The sequence below is a fragment of the Nocardiopsis flavescens genome, assembly GCF_900141985.1.
In the GTDB taxonomy this organism is placed as follows: Bacteria; Actinomycetota; Actinomycetes; order Streptosporangiales; family Streptosporangiaceae; genus Nocardiopsis; species Nocardiopsis flavescens.
Genome location: NZ_FQZK01000001.1, coordinates 275,070 through 290,723 on the forward strand (window position 1 = coordinate 275,070; position 15,654 = coordinate 290,723).

The 15,654-nt window shown below is 74.5% G+C and carries 14 protein-coding genes; 8 read left to right on the top strand and 6 right to left on the bottom strand.

The annotated features are described in order from the left end of the window. The first annotated feature begins 17 nt into the window (after window positions 1-17). Both BUE45_RS33710 and BUE45_RS01395 read left to right on the top strand, forming a co-directional pair. Window positions 18-596: a TetR/AcrR family transcriptional regulator gene (locus BUE45_RS33710; protein WP_073374080.1), complete on the top strand. Its 579-nt coding sequence runs from the start codon at window positions 18-20 to the stop codon at window positions 594-596. After that, window positions 593-2,122, top strand: coding sequence for an MFS transporter (locus BUE45_RS01395; protein ID WP_073374082.1), 1,530 nt, complete (start codon window positions 593-595; stop codon window positions 2,120-2,122). Before BUE45_RS33710 ends, BUE45_RS01395 begins: the two co-directional genes overlap by 4 nt. A 76-nt stretch (window positions 2,123-2,198) precedes the next feature. Here BUE45_RS01395 and BUE45_RS01400 read toward each other — a convergent pair whose 3' ends face one another. The 4 genes from BUE45_RS01400 to BUE45_RS01415 form a co-directional block, all read right to left on the bottom strand. After that, on the bottom strand, window positions 2,199-3,005 hold the full coding sequence (locus BUE45_RS01400) for an alpha/beta fold hydrolase (RefSeq protein ID WP_073374084.1): 807 nt from the start codon (window positions 3,003-3,005) through the stop codon (window positions 2,199-2,201). 280 nt (window positions 3,006-3,285) lie between these two features. Continuing rightward, window positions 3,286-4,593, bottom strand: coding sequence for an MFS transporter (locus BUE45_RS01405; protein ID WP_073374086.1), 1,308 nt, complete (start codon window positions 4,591-4,593; stop codon window positions 3,286-3,288). A gap of 404 nt (window positions 4,594-4,997) precedes the next feature. Next, window positions 4,998-5,825, bottom strand: a complete 828-nt coding sequence (locus BUE45_RS01410; RefSeq protein WP_073374088.1) for a class I SAM-dependent methyltransferase — start codon at window positions 5,823-5,825, stop codon at window positions 4,998-5,000. A gap of 57 nt (window positions 5,826-5,882) precedes the next feature. Further along, complete coding sequence (locus tag BUE45_RS01415) at window positions 5,883-6,581, bottom strand: metal-dependent transcriptional regulator (protein ID WP_073374090.1); 699 nt, start codon at window positions 6,579-6,581, stop codon at window positions 5,883-5,885. Window positions 6,582-7,150: 569 nt separating this feature from the next. On the opposite strand from BUE45_RS01415, the gene BUE45_RS01425 reads away from it, so the two are divergent. The 4 genes from BUE45_RS01425 to BUE45_RS01440 all read left to right on the top strand — a co-directional run bounded on the left by BUE45_RS01425 (window position 7,151) and on the right by BUE45_RS01440 (window position 11,220). Next, the gene (locus BUE45_RS01425; protein ID WP_073374092.1) at window positions 7,151-8,077 is read left to right on the top strand and encodes a LysR family transcriptional regulator; all 927 of its coding nucleotides are present in this window, start codon (window positions 7,151-7,153) and stop codon (window positions 8,075-8,077) included. Window positions 8,078-8,140: 63 nt separating this feature from the next. Further along, window positions 8,141-8,833, top strand: coding sequence for a hypothetical protein (locus BUE45_RS01430; RefSeq protein ID WP_073374094.1), 693 nt, complete (start codon window positions 8,141-8,143; stop codon window positions 8,831-8,833). Beyond that, a complete protein-coding gene (locus BUE45_RS01435; protein WP_073374096.1) occupies window positions 8,830-9,297 on the top strand; it encodes a GNAT family N-acetyltransferase in 468 nt (155 codons plus the stop codon). Before BUE45_RS01430 ends, BUE45_RS01435 begins: the two co-directional genes overlap by 4 nt. A 120-nt stretch (window positions 9,298-9,417) precedes the next feature. After that, window positions 9,418-11,220 carry a bifunctional metallophosphatase/5'-nucleotidase gene (locus BUE45_RS01440; RefSeq protein WP_073374097.1) on the top strand — a complete coding sequence of 601 codons (1,803 nt, stop codon included), beginning with the start codon at window positions 9,418-9,420 and terminating at the stop codon, window positions 11,218-11,220. Between the two features lie 248 nt (window positions 11,221-11,468). Here BUE45_RS01440 and BUE45_RS01445 read toward each other — a convergent pair whose 3' ends face one another. Continuing rightward, window positions 11,469-12,353: an LLM class flavin-dependent oxidoreductase gene (locus BUE45_RS01445; protein ID WP_073374099.1), complete on the bottom strand. Its 885-nt coding sequence runs from the start codon at window positions 12,351-12,353 to the stop codon at window positions 11,469-11,471. A gap of 210 nt (window positions 12,354-12,563) precedes the next feature. Between BUE45_RS01445 and BUE45_RS01450 the strand changes: the two genes are divergently transcribed. Beyond that, complete coding sequence (locus tag BUE45_RS01450) at window positions 12,564-12,758, top strand: hypothetical protein (RefSeq protein ID WP_073374101.1); 195 nt, start codon at window positions 12,564-12,566, stop codon at window positions 12,756-12,758. Between the two features lie 44 nt (window positions 12,759-12,802). Here BUE45_RS01450 and BUE45_RS01455 read toward each other — a convergent pair whose 3' ends face one another. Next, complete coding sequence (locus BUE45_RS01455) at window positions 12,803-13,825, bottom strand: acyltransferase domain-containing protein (protein WP_073375246.1); 1,023 nt, start codon at window positions 13,823-13,825, stop codon at window positions 12,803-12,805. Window positions 13,826-14,034: 209 nt separating this feature from the next. Here BUE45_RS01455 and BUE45_RS01460 point away from each other — a divergent pair, with 209 nt between their 5' ends. After that, window positions 14,035-15,642 (top strand): AMP-binding protein, encoded by a 1,608-nt coding sequence (locus tag BUE45_RS01460; RefSeq protein ID WP_073374103.1) that lies wholly within the window; start codon window positions 14,035-14,037, stop codon window positions 15,640-15,642. The last annotated feature ends 12 nt before the right edge of the window (window positions 15,643-15,654 follow it).

The following is a 15,654-nucleotide window of genomic DNA, read 5'->3' on the forward strand; positions in this document are numbered from 1 at the left end:
CCCCGCGAGGTGCACCCATGGAACCGGCCGCCCCCGGCACCCCCCGCCCCCGCGACCCCCAGGGCCGCCGCCGGGCCATCATCGAGGCCGCCGCCCACCTCATCGTCACCGAAGGCGCCGCCCACCTCACCCACCGCAAGGTCGCCACCCGAGCCCGGGTCCCCCTGGGCTCCACCACCTACTACTTCTCCTCCCTGGCCGAACTCACCACCGCCGCCCTGCACCACCTCACCCGCCAGAACGCCCTCTGGCTCGACCGCGTACGCACCGCCCTGGCCCAACACCACGGCGACCCCCGCGGCCTGTGCGACCTCATGGCCGCCTACCTCGCCGACCGCGACCAGGTCGCCACCGACTTCGCCCTCACCGCCGCCGCGGCCGAGGACCCCACCCTGCGCCCCCTCGCCCTGGCCTGGACCGACGGCCTCACCGACGCCCTGAGCGCCCACACCGACCCCGACACCGCCCGCGCCGTCGCCGTGTTCACCGACGGCGCCCTCCTGCACGCCCTCCTGCACGACACACCCCTGGACACCCACGCCCTGTACCGCTCCATCACCGCGCTCCTGAGCCCGGCCCACGGGAGAACCGCATGACCGCCCCCCACCCCGCCACCGCGCCCGCCCTGACCCGCGGACGCCGCTGGGCCGGACTCGCCGTCCTGTCCGCCAGCCTCCTGGTCGTGGCCATGGACATGACCGTCCTCAACGTCGCCCTGCCCGACCTGGCCGCACACCTGCGCCCCACCGCCGCCCAGCAGCTGTGGATCATCGACGTCTACTCCCTGGTCCTGGCCGGCCTGCTGGTCCCCATGAGCGCCCTGGCCGACCGGTGGGGCCGCCGCCTGGTCCTGCTCGCCGGCTTCACCGTCTTCGGCGGCGCCTCCCTGCTGGTCCTGCTCGCCGACACCCCCGCCGCCGTCATCGCCGTCCGCGCCCTGCTCGGCGCCGGCGGCGCCATGATCATGCCCACCACCCTGTCCATGATCCGCAGCCTCTTCCCCGACCCGCGCGAGCGCGCCACCGCCCTGGGCGTGTGGGCCGCCACCTCCTCCCTGGGCATGGCGATCGGCCCCATCCTGGGCGGCCTGCTCCTGGAGCACTTCACCTGGCACGCCGCGTTCCTGGTCAACGTCCCCATCATGGCCGCCGCCCTGGCCGCCGGCCTGCTCCTGCTCCCCGAGGTCCGCGACCCCGCCCCCGGCCGCTGGGACGCGCTGGCCACCGTCCAGGCCGTCGCCGGCATGGTCGGCCTGGTCTGGTCCGTCAAGCACTTCGCCAAGCACGGCCCCGCCGACCCCGCCGCCTGGATCGCGCTCGCCGCCTCGCTGGCCGTCCTCACCTGGTTCGTGCTGCGCTGCCTGCACCGCCCCGACCCGCTGCTGGACGTGCGCCTGTTCGCCCGCCGCCCCTTCACCGCCGGCGTCCTGGCCGCACTCACCTCCATGCTCGCCATGGCCGCCCTGCTGCTCCTGGTCGCCCAGTGGCTCCAGCTCGTCCTGATGCTCTCCCCGTTCATGGCGGGCGTCCACCTCACCCCCATGGCCGCCGGCGCCGTCCTGGCCTCACCCCTGGCCCCCTGGCTGGCCGACCGCATCGGCGCACGCGCCGCCCTGGCCGGCGGACTGGCCGTGGCCGGCTCCGGGTTCGCCCTGCTCTACGCCGCCCCGCCCGCCGTCCCCGTCGTCCTGACCGCCCTGTTCCTGCTGGGCTGCGGCGCGGGCTCCCTCACCATCGCCTCGGCCATCATCATGTCCGGCAGCCCCGCGGCCAAGGCCGGCAACGCCGCCGCCATCGAGGAGACCGCCTACGACCTGGGCAACGTCCTGGGCGTGGCCGTCCTGGGCTCCGTCGCCGCCGTCCTCTACCGCACCCGCCTGGACACCACCGGCATCACCGGCCCCTCCACCGCCGACCTGGACGCCGCCCGCCAGTCCCTGGGAGCCGCCCTGGAGGTCGCCGGACGCACCGACGCCCCCGCGCTCGCCGCCCGCGCGGGAGCCGCCTTCACCGACTCCCTCACCCGGACCGGCCTCATCGGCGCCCTGGTCATGCTCACCGCCGCCGCGGTCGTCTTCGCCCTGGTCCCGCGCGACCTGGACCTGCGCACCCAGCACCACTGACCCGCCCGCCCCGCCCCCGCGGCACCCCGGGCACGCGCGGGCCCCGCCCCAGCGCGGGGCGGGCCGGGCGGGGGCCTCAGGTCCCGGTGCGGCTCAGCCGCGTACGCGAACGCTCCAGGAACCGGCGCAGCACCTCGTTGAACCGCTCGGGCCGCTCCAGGTTGGGCAGGTGCCCGGCCCCCTCCACGATCTCCACCGTCGAGTCGGGGATGCGCACGTGCATCGCCTCGGCCAGCCCCGGCGGGGTGAACACGTCCTCGCGCCCCGCCACCAGCAGCGTCGGCGCCGAGATCCGCCGCAGCAGCGGCAGCTGGTCCAACCGCTCGGCGCGGCCCCGCAGCGCCGCCGCCGCCCCCTCCGGCGGGGCCGCGTACATCATCGCGCGCACGTGGTCGGCCACCGCGGGCAGCGCCCGCACGTTGGCCGCCGTCATCATGCCCACCAGCATCTCGTCGGCGTAGGAGCGCATCCCCTGCGCGCACAGCCGCGCGGCCACCGCCCGCCGCGAGGCCCGCCCCTGCTCGGTCTCGGCGTGGGGGTCGGTCGCGGACAGGATCAGCGAGTCCACCCGGTCGGGGAACAGGCGGCACAGCTCCAGGGCGACCTGGCCGCCCAGCGACGCCCCCACCAGGCCCACCGCGTCCAGCCCCAGGTACTCCAGCAGCGCCGCCTGGTCGCGGGCGAAGTCGTCCATGGTGGTGGCACCGGGCACGACCGAGCTGCGGCCGTAGCCGCGCAGGTCCGGGGCGATCACCCGGAAGCCGCGCCCGGCCAGCGCCCGGACCTGCGGCTCCCACAGAGTGTGGTCGAAGGGGTGCCCGTGCACGAACAGCAGCGGATAGCCCACGCCGCGGTCCACATAGTGGACATCTATGCCGCGCACGCGGGCAGTGCCCGTTCCGTCACCGTTCTCCGGATTCGTCTGAAGTGCCACAAGAAACGATGCTATTCACCTGCGCAAGAGCATCGATCCACGGGGTACCGCCCACACCCCCGCACCCACCGCCGCAGACCCCCGCACCCCGCCCCCCGCGCACCGCACCCGCGTGGCGAACACCACCGCACCCCGACCGGACCCCGGCACACCGGCAAGGACACCCCCCGGACCCGGCCACCCCGCCACGCCCCTTCCCGCGCCCCCAGGGGCGCGGGAAGGCACACCCCTACCCCGGCACCGCCACCGACCGGCGCCCCCCGCGCCCCACCACGCACGCCGCCACCAGATAAGGCACCGCGAACACCGCGAACGCCCACCCGTGCCCGCTCACCGCGAACACCACCGCGTACAGCGGATAGGCCGCCGTCGTCACCAGGTCCGTCCCCAGCCCCGCCACCGACGTCACCGTCGCCCGGCTCCGCCCCGTGATCCGCTCCTGCAACCGGGCATCGGCCACCACGGACGCCGCCTGGCACACCCCGAACCCCGCACCCAGCAGCACCCACCCCGGCACACCGCCCAGCACCGCCCCGGCCGCCACGGCCACCCCCGCCGCACCCAGCAGCACCGCGAACACCCGCACCGGCAACCGCGCCAGCACCCCCGCCGACAGACCGCCCAGCGTCACCCCCGCCCACACCACCGCCAGCACCGCCGGCACCCCCGCCGCCGACACCCCGTGGCCCGACACCAGCAGCGGCACGTACTCGTCCAGCATCCCCCAGAACGAGGTCACCACCACCAGCAGCACGATGGCACCCCGCACCCGCCGGTCCCGCCGCGCCTCACGCACCCCCGCGCGCAGCGCCGCCACGTACTCCGCGGGCGTGGCCGGCTCCTCCTCGGGATCGGCGCCCGCCTCCCCCGGCGCCGAGGGGTGGTGCGGCCGGTGCGCACCCGCGGGCACCGCACCACCGGACGCCTCGGCCCCCGCCCCGGGAGCCGGCGGCCGGTTCTCCGGCAGGGCCAGCCCCGCCAGCGCGCACACCCCGCACACCGCCACGCTGACAACGCCCACCGCCGCGTACCCGCCCCAGGCCATCACCGGCACCGCCGCCAGCGTCGCCGCACCCACCGCGGCCACACCCAGCGCCCGGGTCACACCCATCACCCGCGCGTACCGCTCCGCCGCGCCCCGCCACGACAGGTCGTCGTGCACCAGCGCCTCCAGGGCACCCGAGGACAGCGCCCCGCCCGCACCCCACAGCACGAACCCCAGCGCGAACACCGCGTACCCCGGGAACAGCAGCCACAGGGAGAACGCCGCCCCCGCGAACACCGGCGCCGCCGCCAGCAGGTACCGGCGCGGCACCACGTCGGCCAGCGCCCCCGCCGGAACCGACACCACCAGGCCCACCCCGGACCAGAGCATGAAAAGGGACGCGATCTGCGCCACCGACAACCCGTGGTCGGCGAACAGCAGCGCGTACACCGCGTACAGCAGGACGAACTCCTCCGCCACCGCGTACACGTACAGCGGCCCGGTCAGCCGCCCCAGGCGCGCCCGCCGGGCGCGCGTGAAAAGAGAGAACATGGAAGTCTTTCGGTCGAACGTGCAGGGACACCGGAAAGCGGTGCCACCGGGCGGGGCCCGGGCACGGACCGAAGACCGTCGTAGGACTTAATGTCGCTTGCGCATGGCACCAGCATACGCCGCACGGCCCCGCACCGCAGGGCCCGGCGGGCACCCCCGCCGCCCGAGCCCCGGGGACTCCGAACACCCCTCGCACCGGGGCCGGCCGGCCCCGGACACGCTCCCGGCCACACCCGTACGCCCTGCTCCGGGCGCCCGGCGGGCACCCCCGCCGCGCACGCACCGGCCCCGGCGCCCCGCTCCAGGCCAACCCGCCGCGACGGTCCGGGCCGCGCGGCCCGGACCGTCGCGGCCCCAGGGGCGGGCGAACGGCCACAACCGGCCAGCGCCCCCGGGGGGGGCGCTCACCCGCCCGGGCCGGCCCCCGCACGCCCGCGCAACCGGAACCGCAGCACCCGCATCGCATCGCGCCCGCCCGGCCACACCGACAGCACCCGGTACAGCACCCGCAATGGCCGCTCCGGCACCGACCCGAAATCCCCCACCACCGAGTACGCCTCGACCAGCTCCAGCCCCGGACACCACCGCTCCGGCAGCCGCACATCCCCCAGGCCGTGCATCGGCCACCCCGCCGCCCGCCCCGCACGCCCCACCCACGGCGCCACCACGTCGAACACCACCTCGCCGCCCCCGGTGAAACGCGACGCCACCCGCTCCAGCACCCCCCGCACCCCCGCCGCGCCCAGGTACTCGAACAACCCCTCCGCCACCACCAGCACCGGCGCCCCGGCGGGCACCCGCCCCCACCACGCCGGATCGGTCACCGACCCCGCCACCAGCCGGTACCCCCGCGGCTCGGGCAGCAGGCCCCGCCGCAGCGCCACCACCTCCGGCAGGTCCAGGTCCACCCACAACCCCCGCCCGGGCACCCCCACCCGCAGCGCACGCGCGTCCAGACCGCACCCCGGGTGCACCACCGTCCCCTCCGGGTGCGCCGCCACCCACGCCCGCACCCGCGCGTCGATCCACGCCGCCCGCAACAGGGTCAGGTACCGGTCACCGGACGTCCCCCGCACATCGCGCCGGTCCACCTCCAGGTGGTCCAGGACATCCACCGCCCACACGTCCCCCAGCACCGGCTCCCGGTTGCGAAAGTCCAAGACCTTGTGGTGCAGCGGCCACAGCAGCGTCGTCTCCACCCGGCCCAGGCCGACCCGTCTCACCGCGCCCATCCCCGCCCCCTCCCGGCGAACCCACCGGGGGACGTACCCGCACCGGGGGCGGGCCGCTCAGGAACCGTCGGGGGAGATCCACAGGGCCTCGGCCGCCACCAGCCCCAGCGACCGGTCCCGCGCCCGCTCCTCGCGCTCGGCCCGCACCGCGATGCGCAGCGACCCCGCGAACGGCTGGCGCTCCACCACCCGCACCGACATGCCGATACCGATCTCGACGTCGGCCAGGTACCGCAACAGGTCCGGATCGGTGTCGTTGACCCGCACGATCGTGCCCACCACGCCCTCCTCGGCCTCCGACAAAAGCACCGAGGGGCGCTCCACCATCCGCCCGTCCGACGTCGGGATCGGGTCCCCGTGCGGATCCACCACCGGATCGCCCAGGTACGCCGCGATCCGGTCGACGAACTTGTCCGAGACCACGTGCTCCAGGATTTCCGCCTCGTCGTGGACCTCGTCCCACGAGTACTCCAGCGCCGCCACCAGGTACGTCTCCAGCAGCCGGTGCCGGCGCAGCACCGACAGGGCCGCCTTGGCGCCCTGCTCGGTCAACCGCACCGACCCGTACCGGCGGTGCTCCACCAGACCCAGGTCGCCCAGCTTGCGCAGCATCCCCGACACCGACGAGGTGGACACCGACAGGCGCTCGGCCATCCCGGTGATCGTCACCGGACCGGTCCCGCGCTCCTGGAGGTCGTAGATGACCTTCACATAGTCCTCAACCGACGTGGACGGTCGTGTCGGGGTGTCACTCATGTGCGTAACCGTATCGCGGACCACCCCCGCGCCACGATTTCCGCACCGCCCCCACCACCCCCGGGTCCCGGGACCGCCCCCGCCCCCGGCGGGGCGCGCACCGCCCTGCGGCCGACCCGGGACGAAAACCCGGACGGCCGACCCCTCCGGCCCCCCGGCGGCGAACCAGGCCGGCTCCCCCGGCGCCTCCAGCCGCGGACCGCCGGCCCCCGCACGGGGAACCCGGCGGGCCACACCCCCGGCCCCCGCGGCGACACCGCACCGCACCCCTCAAAGCGCGCCCCCGCCCGCCACCAGGCCGGGACGCCCCCGCGACACCACCCGCACCCCCGACGCACCCACCTCCCGCACCTGGAGCGAACCGCACGCACACCGCACCCACACCGTCAGCCCCGCCGCCGTCGCATGCCGCGACACCACCCGGACCGGCTGCGCGTCAGGCCAACCGCAATGCGGGCACATGCTCGTCATCATCACCCTCCACTCCCCGCCTCCAGCACCGGACACCCCCAGCCTCCACCCGCCGACCGTCAATGTCCACGTTGAATTCCTGGACAAGACCATGAAGCATGGACTACATGATCGACCTGCGCCGACTGCGCGTCCTGCGCGCCGTCGCCCACTACGGAACCGTCACCGCCGCCGCCCACGCCCTGCACATGACCACCTCCGCCGCCTCCCAGCAGGTCCGCCTGCTGTCCGCCGAACTCGGCATCCCCCTCCTGGAACCCCGCGGCCGCGGCGTCCGCCTCACCCCCGCCGCCCACGGACTCCTCACCCACGCCGACGACATCACCGCCCGCTGGGAACAGGCCGAGATCCAGATCCGCGGCCTGGGCACCGAACCCGCCGGACTCCTGCGCATCGCCTGCTTCCCCGTTGTCCTGTCCCGCCTGCTCGCCCCCATGGCCGCCGAACTCACCGCCGCCCACCCCCGCCTGGACGTACGCCTCACCGAAGCCGAACCCGGACACGCCCTCGACCTCCTCTTCCAGGGCGAGGTCGAACTCGCCGTCATCGAAGCCTCCCCCGGAGTACCGCCCCCCACCGACACCCGCTTCGACCAGACACCCCTGCTCGACGACGTCCTGGACCTCGTCGTCCCCACCGGCCACCCCCTGGCCGCGCACACCGAGATCCCCCTCGCCCGCGCCGCCGACCAGACCTGGGTCCTGCCACCCCCCGACACCACCTGCCGCGCCCACACCCTCTCCGCCTGCGGCGCCGCCGGATTCACCCCCCACGGCCCCCACCAGGCCCGCGAATGGACCGCCGTCGCCGCCCTGGTCGCCCACGGACTCGGCATCGCCCTCATCCCCCGCCTGGCCGACCTGCCCGCCCTGCCCATCGTCCGCATCCCCCTCCAGGGCACACCCGCCCCCGCCCGCAAGATCCTCACCTGCACCCGCCAGGGCTCACGCACCCACCCCGCCGTCACCGCCGCCCTGGCCTGCCTCACCCGCCTGGCCGACGCCGTCACCACCCCCCGCACCTGACCCGCCCCGACCACCCCGAAGGAGGAGCGGCGCCACCCCCGCGGGACACGCGCCGCCACACCCATGCCCCCGCACCCCCGACCCCGAAGACTCCGAAGACTCCTGCCCGCCACCGCCCTGGCCGCCCTGCTCGCGGCCGGCACGGCAGGACTGGCGGCCCTGTCCGCGTCCCAGGTCCGCCCCTACGCCTCCCTGCCCTACTGCGACGAACTCCTGCCCACCGAACTCACCCGCACCCTCCCCCGCGCCGACCGGCCCCGCACCCACGGCACCCTCCACACCGTCGACGGCGACGAACCCGCACCGACCGAGACCGAACCCCGCCACCTGGGCCGGCCCCCCGGGTTCACCGCACTCCTGGACTGCACGGTCCACGACACCGACGGCACACCCCTCCTCCGCGTCCAAGCCGCACTCAACGACACCGGCGACCCCGCCGCCGACATCCGCGCCCTGCGCGAGCACATGCACGCCCGGACCGCCGACCCCGCACCCGGGCACACCGGCGCCACCGCCCGACGCGACCTGACCACCGCCGACGGCGGCCACGCCGCCGTGTACCCCGCCCCCCAGGGCCCGCCCCGCGCCGAAGCCGCCTTCACTTCAGCCAACGTCCACGTCTGGATCGGCCGGCCGCTCCCCGAGGACGCCGACCCACAAGAAGCCCTGGAATTCCTCGCGGACCTCGCCGACGCGCTCGACCGCCGACTCGCCCAGGAGGGACGGCTGAGCCCCGAACCGGTCCCGCTGCCATGACACCGCGCACCATCACCCCCGGCACCACCGCCGACCACGACGCCTGCGCCGACCTGTGGACCACCGCCGTGGCCCGCCGCGACGGCACCGCACCCGACCCCGCCGTCCGCGCACGCGCCCACCGCGAACTCCGCCACACCCCCCGCCTCCTGCTCACCCTGCGCACCCCCGGCCACCCACCGGACGGCTACACCCTCACCCGCCTGCCCGCCCACGGCCCCCGCACCGCCCACCTCACCCACATCGCCGTCACCCCCGCCCTCCAGGGCACCGGCTGGGGACGCTGCCTCATGGACACCACCCTGGAACACCTCACCGGCACCGCCGACACCGTCACCCTCCAGGTCCTGCACGCCAACACCGCCGCCCGCGCCCTCTACGAGGCCACCGGATGGCACCCCGCCGGCGAGAGCCGCTTCGCCTCCACCGGCCGACCCGCCCTCCTCTACCGCCGCACCCTGTGACCCCGCCCTCCTCCCCGCCACCCGCCGTCTCTTATCGTTTCCACCGACCGCCCCCACCGGCCCCCACCGCCACCGTGAGCGACCCCGCCCCGCCCGCACACCCCCGGGAGAACACACCCCATGCCCCAGGAGCCCACCACGCGACGCACGGCCCAGGACGACCACACCCCCGACCGCGCCCTGGCCCAGGCCGGCTGGCCCACCCCCGCCGCCGCCACCCCCGCACGCGACGCCCTCATCACCGTGATGGGCACCTCCGACCTCCACGGCAACTGCCTCAACTGGGACTACTACAAGGACACCCCCTATACCGACACCCGCGCCGACCACATCGGCATCGCCAAGGCCGCCGCCCTCATCGAACGCATCCGCACCGAACGCGGCCGCGGCAACACCCTGCTCCTGGACTCCGGCGACACCATCCAGGGCACCCCCCTGGCCACCTACTACAGCGTCGTCGAACCCATCACCGAAACCGGCACCACCCACCCCATGGCCCGCGCCATGAACGCCCTCGACTACGACGCCGTCACCCTGGGCAACCACGAGTTCAACTACGGCCTGGACCACCTCCACACCTGGATCTCCCAGATGCACGCGCCCGCCCTGGCCGCCAACGCCGTCCACCACGGCACCACCGACCCCGCCTACCCGCCCTACACCCTCAAACGCCTCAAGGTCACCACCACCGGCCCCGGCACCCGCCCCCTCACCGTCGGCATCCTGGGCCTGACCAACCCCGGCTCCGCCGTCTGGGACCGCCACCACGTCCAGGGCCGCCTCGACTTCCTCGACCTCGTCACCACCGCCCGCCGCTGGGTACCCCGCATGCGCGCCGACGGCGCCGACATCGTCATCGTCAGCGCCCACGCCGGCGACAACGGCACCTCCTCCTACCGGGGCGACCTCCCCGTCGAGAACGCCTCCGCCCTCGTCGCCCGCCACGTCCCCGGCATCGACGCCATCCTCTTCGGCCACGCCCACCGCGAAGTCCCCGAACGCCTCGTCACCAACGAACAGACCGGCGAACAGGTCCTCATGACCATGCCCTCCTACTGGGGACGCCGCCTGTCCGTCATCGACCTGGCCCTGCGCCACGAACACGGCCGCTGGCATGTCCTCGCCAAGAACGCCCTCACCCTCAACACCAACACCGTCGAAGAACACCCCCGCATCCGCGCCCTGGTCGCCGACCAGCACGCCACCACCGTCGACTACGTCAACCAGGTCGTCGCCACCGTCACCACCGAACTCAGCGCCGCCACCGCCTGCTGGACCGACACCCCCATCGTCGACTTCGTCCACCGCGTCCAGACCGACACCCTGACCGCCGCCCTCGCCCACACCCCCCGCGCCGACCTGCCGGTGCTCTCCATCGCCGCCCCCTTCAACCGCTCCGCCGCCTTCCCCGCCGGCGACCTCAGCATCCGCGACATCGCCGCCCTCTACCTCTACGACAACACCCTCATCGGCTCCGTCCTCACCGGCGCCCAGCTCCGCGACTACCTCGAACACTCCGCCCGCTATTACGCACAGGCCCCCGCCACCGGCCCCGTCGACCCCGCCGACCTCACCAACGCCGAGGGCACCCCCGACTACAACTGCGACCAGATCGCCGGAGTCGACTACACCCTGGACCTCGCCCGCCCCGCCGGGCGGCGCCTGACCACCCTGACCCTCAACGGCACCGAGGTCACCGACGACCAGCGGTTCGCCGTCGCCGTCAACAACCACCGCCAGGCCGGCGGCGGCGCCTTCCCCCACATCGCCGACGCCCCCGTCGTCCACAACGCCCAGCCCGAGATCCGCCAGGCCCTCATCGACCACGCCACCCGTGCCCGGACCATCGATCCCGCCGACTTCCACACCGTCACCTGGCGCCTGGTCCGCGACGGCGTCCCCCTCTTCCCCGAAACCCCTTGACCTCATCGACCCCGCCTGACACCCGCCCCGCCCGCCCGTCGACGACCGGCACACCGAAAAAGGCCCCGCCGCCCCGGACAGAGGGACGGCGGGGCCTTCACGGCCGCCGCTCAGGCGGTGAGCGGGCGCGGCGCCGACGGCACCGGCGGGAGGACCGGCGCCACGACGCCCCGGACACCGCCGATGAGCACGGAGGCGACCGCGGTCGCGATGGACACGGGGGATCCCCCCGGGTTCCCTCCCACCGGTCAGGAGCGTTCGGCGGCGATCAGCTCCCGCACCGCCGGGGCCACCTCGGCACCGAACACACGCAGCAGGTCGGGGTCGTCCGAGGCCAGGATGAACGTGGAGAAGCCGTGCTCCAGGGCCAGCGCGGCCACCTGCTCGGGCCAGTCCCCCAGCGGCCCGGCCAGCGGCCCCTCACGCCCGCCCAGCCCCACGTTGAGCAGGCGGCGCACCTGCCCGGGGTCGCGCCCGGCGGCGCGGGCGGCCTCGTCGATGCGGGCGTTGCCCTCGCCCAGCTGCGCCGGGTCGGAGAAGTACGCCAGCGACGGCAGCCACCCGTCCGCCTTCTCCCCCACCAGCCCCAGCATCCGCGGCTTGTACGCCCCCAGCCAGATCCCGATCCCGTGCGCCGGCTCCGGCCCGCGCTTGGCACCCGCCAGCCGGTAGTACTCCCCCTCGTAGCGCAGCCGCGCCCGCTCCGAGGTGTCCCACAGCGCCCGGATCACGTCGATCCCCTCCGACAGCGCGTCCACCGCCTGCCCCGGCGACAGCCGCCGCCCGCCCATCGCCTCGATCGCGTCCCAGAAGCCCCCCGCGCCCAGCCCCAGCTCGAACCGGCCCCCGCTCAGGCGGTCCAGGGACGCGGTGGCGCGCGCCAGCACCGCCGGCGTGCGCAGCGGCAGGTTCATGACGTTGGCCGACAGGGACACCCGCTCGGTGCGGGCCGCCACGTAGGACAGCAGCGTCCAGGTGTCCAGGAACGCGGTCTGGTACGGGTGGTCCTGGAACGTGACCAGGTCCAGCCCCGCCCGCTCCGAGACGCGGGCCAGCTCCACCGTGGCCGCCGGGTCCGCTGCCGCGGGCGTGATGAAGGAACCGAAGACGGGTTCGTGACCGTAGTCGGGCATGACCGAACCTCCCAAGACGAGCGCAACCCCGGATGAGTTGCCCGACAAATCGTTCTCTCGACAGACGTCCGTGGGAACCGTCCGCCCCCCGCCCCTATTCCGCCCCGCCCCGCACCCCCGCGGACAACAGAAAGCCCCCATATCCGACATGGGGGCAAAGATCCCGTGTCATCCCGGACCGCACCGGGACCGGGAACCTATCCTGCGCACATGCACATCCGCATCCTGTGCCGCACCTGCCTGGGCACCGGCCACCGCGCCGTCGTCACCGCGCGCCTCGAAGACGACGACACCATCACCCAGGTCCTCCTCTCCCACCCCTGCACCGACTGCGACGCCAACGGCCACATCACCCAAAACTCCACCAACCGCTCAGAACCCCCCGAAACCCCCCTCCCCACCTGACCCCCCGAGGGGCGCCGACCACCCACGACCAGCGCCCCCACACCTCACCCCTCCAACCGCAACCACCCCGTCCGCACCTGCCACCCCCCACCGGCCTCCAAACGCTCCACCACCGCACGCTCCAAACGCGTCCCCCGCGGCGCCCCCGCCACATCCACCTCCGGCATCCCGAACACGAACCGGAACACATCCGACTCCCCCGGCACACCCTCACCCACCAACGTGAACCGCCGCTGGAACCCCACGATGTTGGACCCCTCACCCAACACCCCGTCCCACACCGGATCCAACAACCACGACGTACACGTCGCCACCACCGGATCCATCCCCAGATGCGCCCGCGCGAAAGGCCGCGCCCGCCCCAACGCATCCGACACCGACACCGGATCCAACCCACCCGTCGGAATATGCAGCCGCAACACCGGATCACCCGCCGCCAGACCCGGACCCAACCGCGCCGCCTCCTCCCGCGGATACCACTCCACCCCGCCCTGGGGACCCAACACCCCCGGCTCCAACTGCAACCCGCCCACCCAGAACAACCGGCCCCGGAACTGCGCCGCCACCCACGACGCCGTCTCCACCCCCACCCGGCCGAACAACCGCCGCGAACGCCCCACCTGCACACCCACATCCGCCAGCGTCGCCCGCGTCACCGCCGGATCGACCCCCAGCGCACCGTGCGCCGCATACTGCGCCGGAACCCGCGCCGCGAACGCCACCAACGACGCCACCCGCACCCGCACATCCCCGTACGCCACCAACGACGGCCAGTCCACCCACGTCCCCGCCGGCAGACCCGCATCCGCCGCCAGACGCCGGTACATCCCCTCCACCAGCGACCACGCCTCCGCCGGCCACCCCTCACCCACCGGCCCCGGCCACACCGCCGCCACCTCCGCACGGTCCTGCGGCGCCAACCCGAACTCGTCCCACACCCGCTCCGCGTCCGCACCCTGCGGCACCCGCAACGGCTCCAACGGCGCCGGCAGCCCCCGGGCCGCGATCAACCAACGACGGTCTTCCTCCGCCAGACCCAACCGGTCCGCCACCATGTCAGCGTTCATCAGAACATCATGTCCGAACCCGGCACCCCCGCGCGAGTGCCCGAACCACCCCACCGTGAACAAAAGCAACACAACGGAACCACGCCCCCCGCACCACGCATCCCAAACCCGGAAAACCCCCTCCAGCACCCGAAGAAAGCCTGGACAGTGGGCATAGTCTTGACATGTCCCGCCCAGCACCGCCCCGACCGAGACGAGGACGACCACCGATGCCCGAACCGGCGCACCGCGTACGTGAGTGGCTCACCGCCTACGACTCCCCGACCACGTCGGTGCCCCACGTGCTGTGCGACCGACACCACCCCGACCGCACCGCCATCACCCAGATCGGCCCCGACCTCGCCCCCACCACCCTCACCTACGGCGAACTCCGCGAACGCTCCACCGCCCTCGCCGCCGGACTCGCCGCCCACGGCATCCGCCCCGGCGACCGCATCGCCACCCTCATCCCCAAGGGCACCGACCTCGCCGTCACCGCCCTCGCCGCCTGGCGCCTGGGCGCCGTCCTCGTCCCCCTCTTCTCCTCCTACGCCCCCTCCGCCATCCGCGAACGCCTCACCTCCTCCCACGCCCGACTCGTCGTCGTCGACGACCACAACCGCACCAAACTCGACACCGACGACACACCCCCCTGGACCGTCGCCACCACCGGCACCCACCCCCTGCGCGAGAACGACACCACCCTCACCGCCCTCGCCGCCGCCGACACACCCCCCGCCCCCCAGACCCCCGCCGGCGGCGACGGCCTCCTCGCCATCGTCTACGTCTCCGGCCTCGTCGGCCCCCCGCGCGGCGTCCCCGTCCCCGTCCGCGCCCTCGCCGCCATGCACGCCTACCACCACTACGGCCTGGGCGTCGAAGACGACGACACCTACTGGAACACCGCCGACCCCGGCTCCGCCTTCGGCCTCTACCACGGCCTCATCTCACCCCTGCTCGCCGGACACACCTCCCTCGCCCTGCGCGCCGGGTTCTTCGACCCCGAACTCACCCTCGACGTCCTGGGCATGTACGAGGTCACCAACCTCGCCGCCGACCCCACCACCTACCGCACCCTGCGCGCCGCCACCAAGACCCTGCCCCCCGAGGTCGTCGTCCAGCGCCTCACCAGCTTCGGCGAACCCCTCGCCCCCGACGTCATCGACTGGGTCACCGACGTCTTCGGCGTCCCCGTCCGCGACCACTTCGGCCAGACCGAACTCGGCTGGTGCGTGGGCGTCCCCAACGGCGACACCGGCACCGACCCCGGCGACCCCGCCCCCGGCTCCATCGGCCCCGCCCTGCCCGGCTGGAAGGTCGCCGTCCTGGAGGCCGTCTCCGACGAACCCGCCCCGCTGGGCGCCTACGGCCGCATCGCCGTCGACCTCGCCCACAGCCCCCTGGCCTGGTTCACCGGCTACCTCGACGACGACTCCGCCTCCCAGGTCCGCTTCACCCCCGACAAGGCCTTCTACCTCACCGGCGACACCGGCATCCTGGACCGCGGCGAGCGGCTCTACTTCTCCACCCGCGACGACGCCGCCATCCTCAGCCGCGGCTACCGGATCGGCCCCACCGAGGTCGAGGCCGTCCTCAACGAGCACCCCGCGGTGGACGAGTGCGGCGTGTACTCCATCCCCGACGAGCTCGCCGGACAGCTGATCGGCGCCCGCGTCGTACCCGCCCCCGGCACCGAGGCCTCCGATGCCCTGGCCGCGGAGCTCAAGGAGTGGGTGGCCACCCGGTTCGCCACCCACGCCTCCCCCGACGTGGTGGACTTCGTGGCCGAGCTGCCCCGCACCGCCTCGGGCAAAATGCGCCGCTCGCGCCTGCGCTGACCCGCCCGGGCG

Bases quoted from the DNA above. Each gene is read 5' to 3' on its own strand.
- BUE45_RS33710 (WP_073374080.1), top strand. From the start codon at position 18: ATGGAACCGGCCGCCCCCGGCACCCCCCGCCCCCGCGACCCCCAGGGC.
- BUE45_RS01395 (WP_073374082.1), top strand. From the start codon at position 593: ATGACCGCCCCCCACCCCGCCACCGCGCCCGCCCTGACCCGCGGACGC.
- BUE45_RS01405 (WP_073374086.1), bottom strand. From the start codon at position 4,593: ATGTTCTCTCTTTTCACGCGCGCCCGGCGGGCGCGCCTGGGGCGGCTG.
- BUE45_RS01410 (WP_073374088.1), bottom strand. From the start codon at position 5,825: ATGGGCGCGGTGAGACGGGTCGGCCTGGGCCGGGTGGAGACGACGCTG.
- BUE45_RS01415 (WP_073374090.1), bottom strand. From the start codon at position 6,581: ATGAGTGACACCCCGACACGACCGTCCACGTCGGTTGAGGACTATGTG.
- BUE45_RS01425 (WP_073374092.1), top strand. From the start codon at position 7,151: ATGGACTACATGATCGACCTGCGCCGACTGCGCGTCCTGCGCGCCGTC.
- BUE45_RS01430 (WP_073374094.1), top strand. From the start codon at position 8,141: ATGCCCCCGCACCCCCGACCCCGAAGACTCCGAAGACTCCTGCCCGCC.
- BUE45_RS01435 (WP_073374096.1), top strand. From the start codon at position 8,830: ATGACACCGCGCACCATCACCCCCGGCACCACCGCCGACCACGACGCC.
- BUE45_RS01440 (WP_073374097.1), top strand. From the start codon at position 9,418: ATGCCCCAGGAGCCCACCACGCGACGCACGGCCCAGGACGACCACACC.
- BUE45_RS01445 (WP_073374099.1), bottom strand. From the start codon at position 12,353: ATGCCCGACTACGGTCACGAACCCGTCTTCGGTTCCTTCATCACGCCC.
- BUE45_RS01450 (WP_073374101.1), top strand. From the start codon at position 12,564: ATGCACATCCGCATCCTGTGCCGCACCTGCCTGGGCACCGGCCACCGC.
- BUE45_RS01455 (WP_073375246.1), bottom strand. From the start codon at position 13,825: ATGAACGCTGACATGGTGGCGGACCGGTTGGGTCTGGCGGAGGAAGAC.
- BUE45_RS01460 (WP_073374103.1), top strand. From the start codon at position 14,035: ATGCCCGAACCGGCGCACCGCGTACGTGAGTGGCTCACCGCCTACGAC.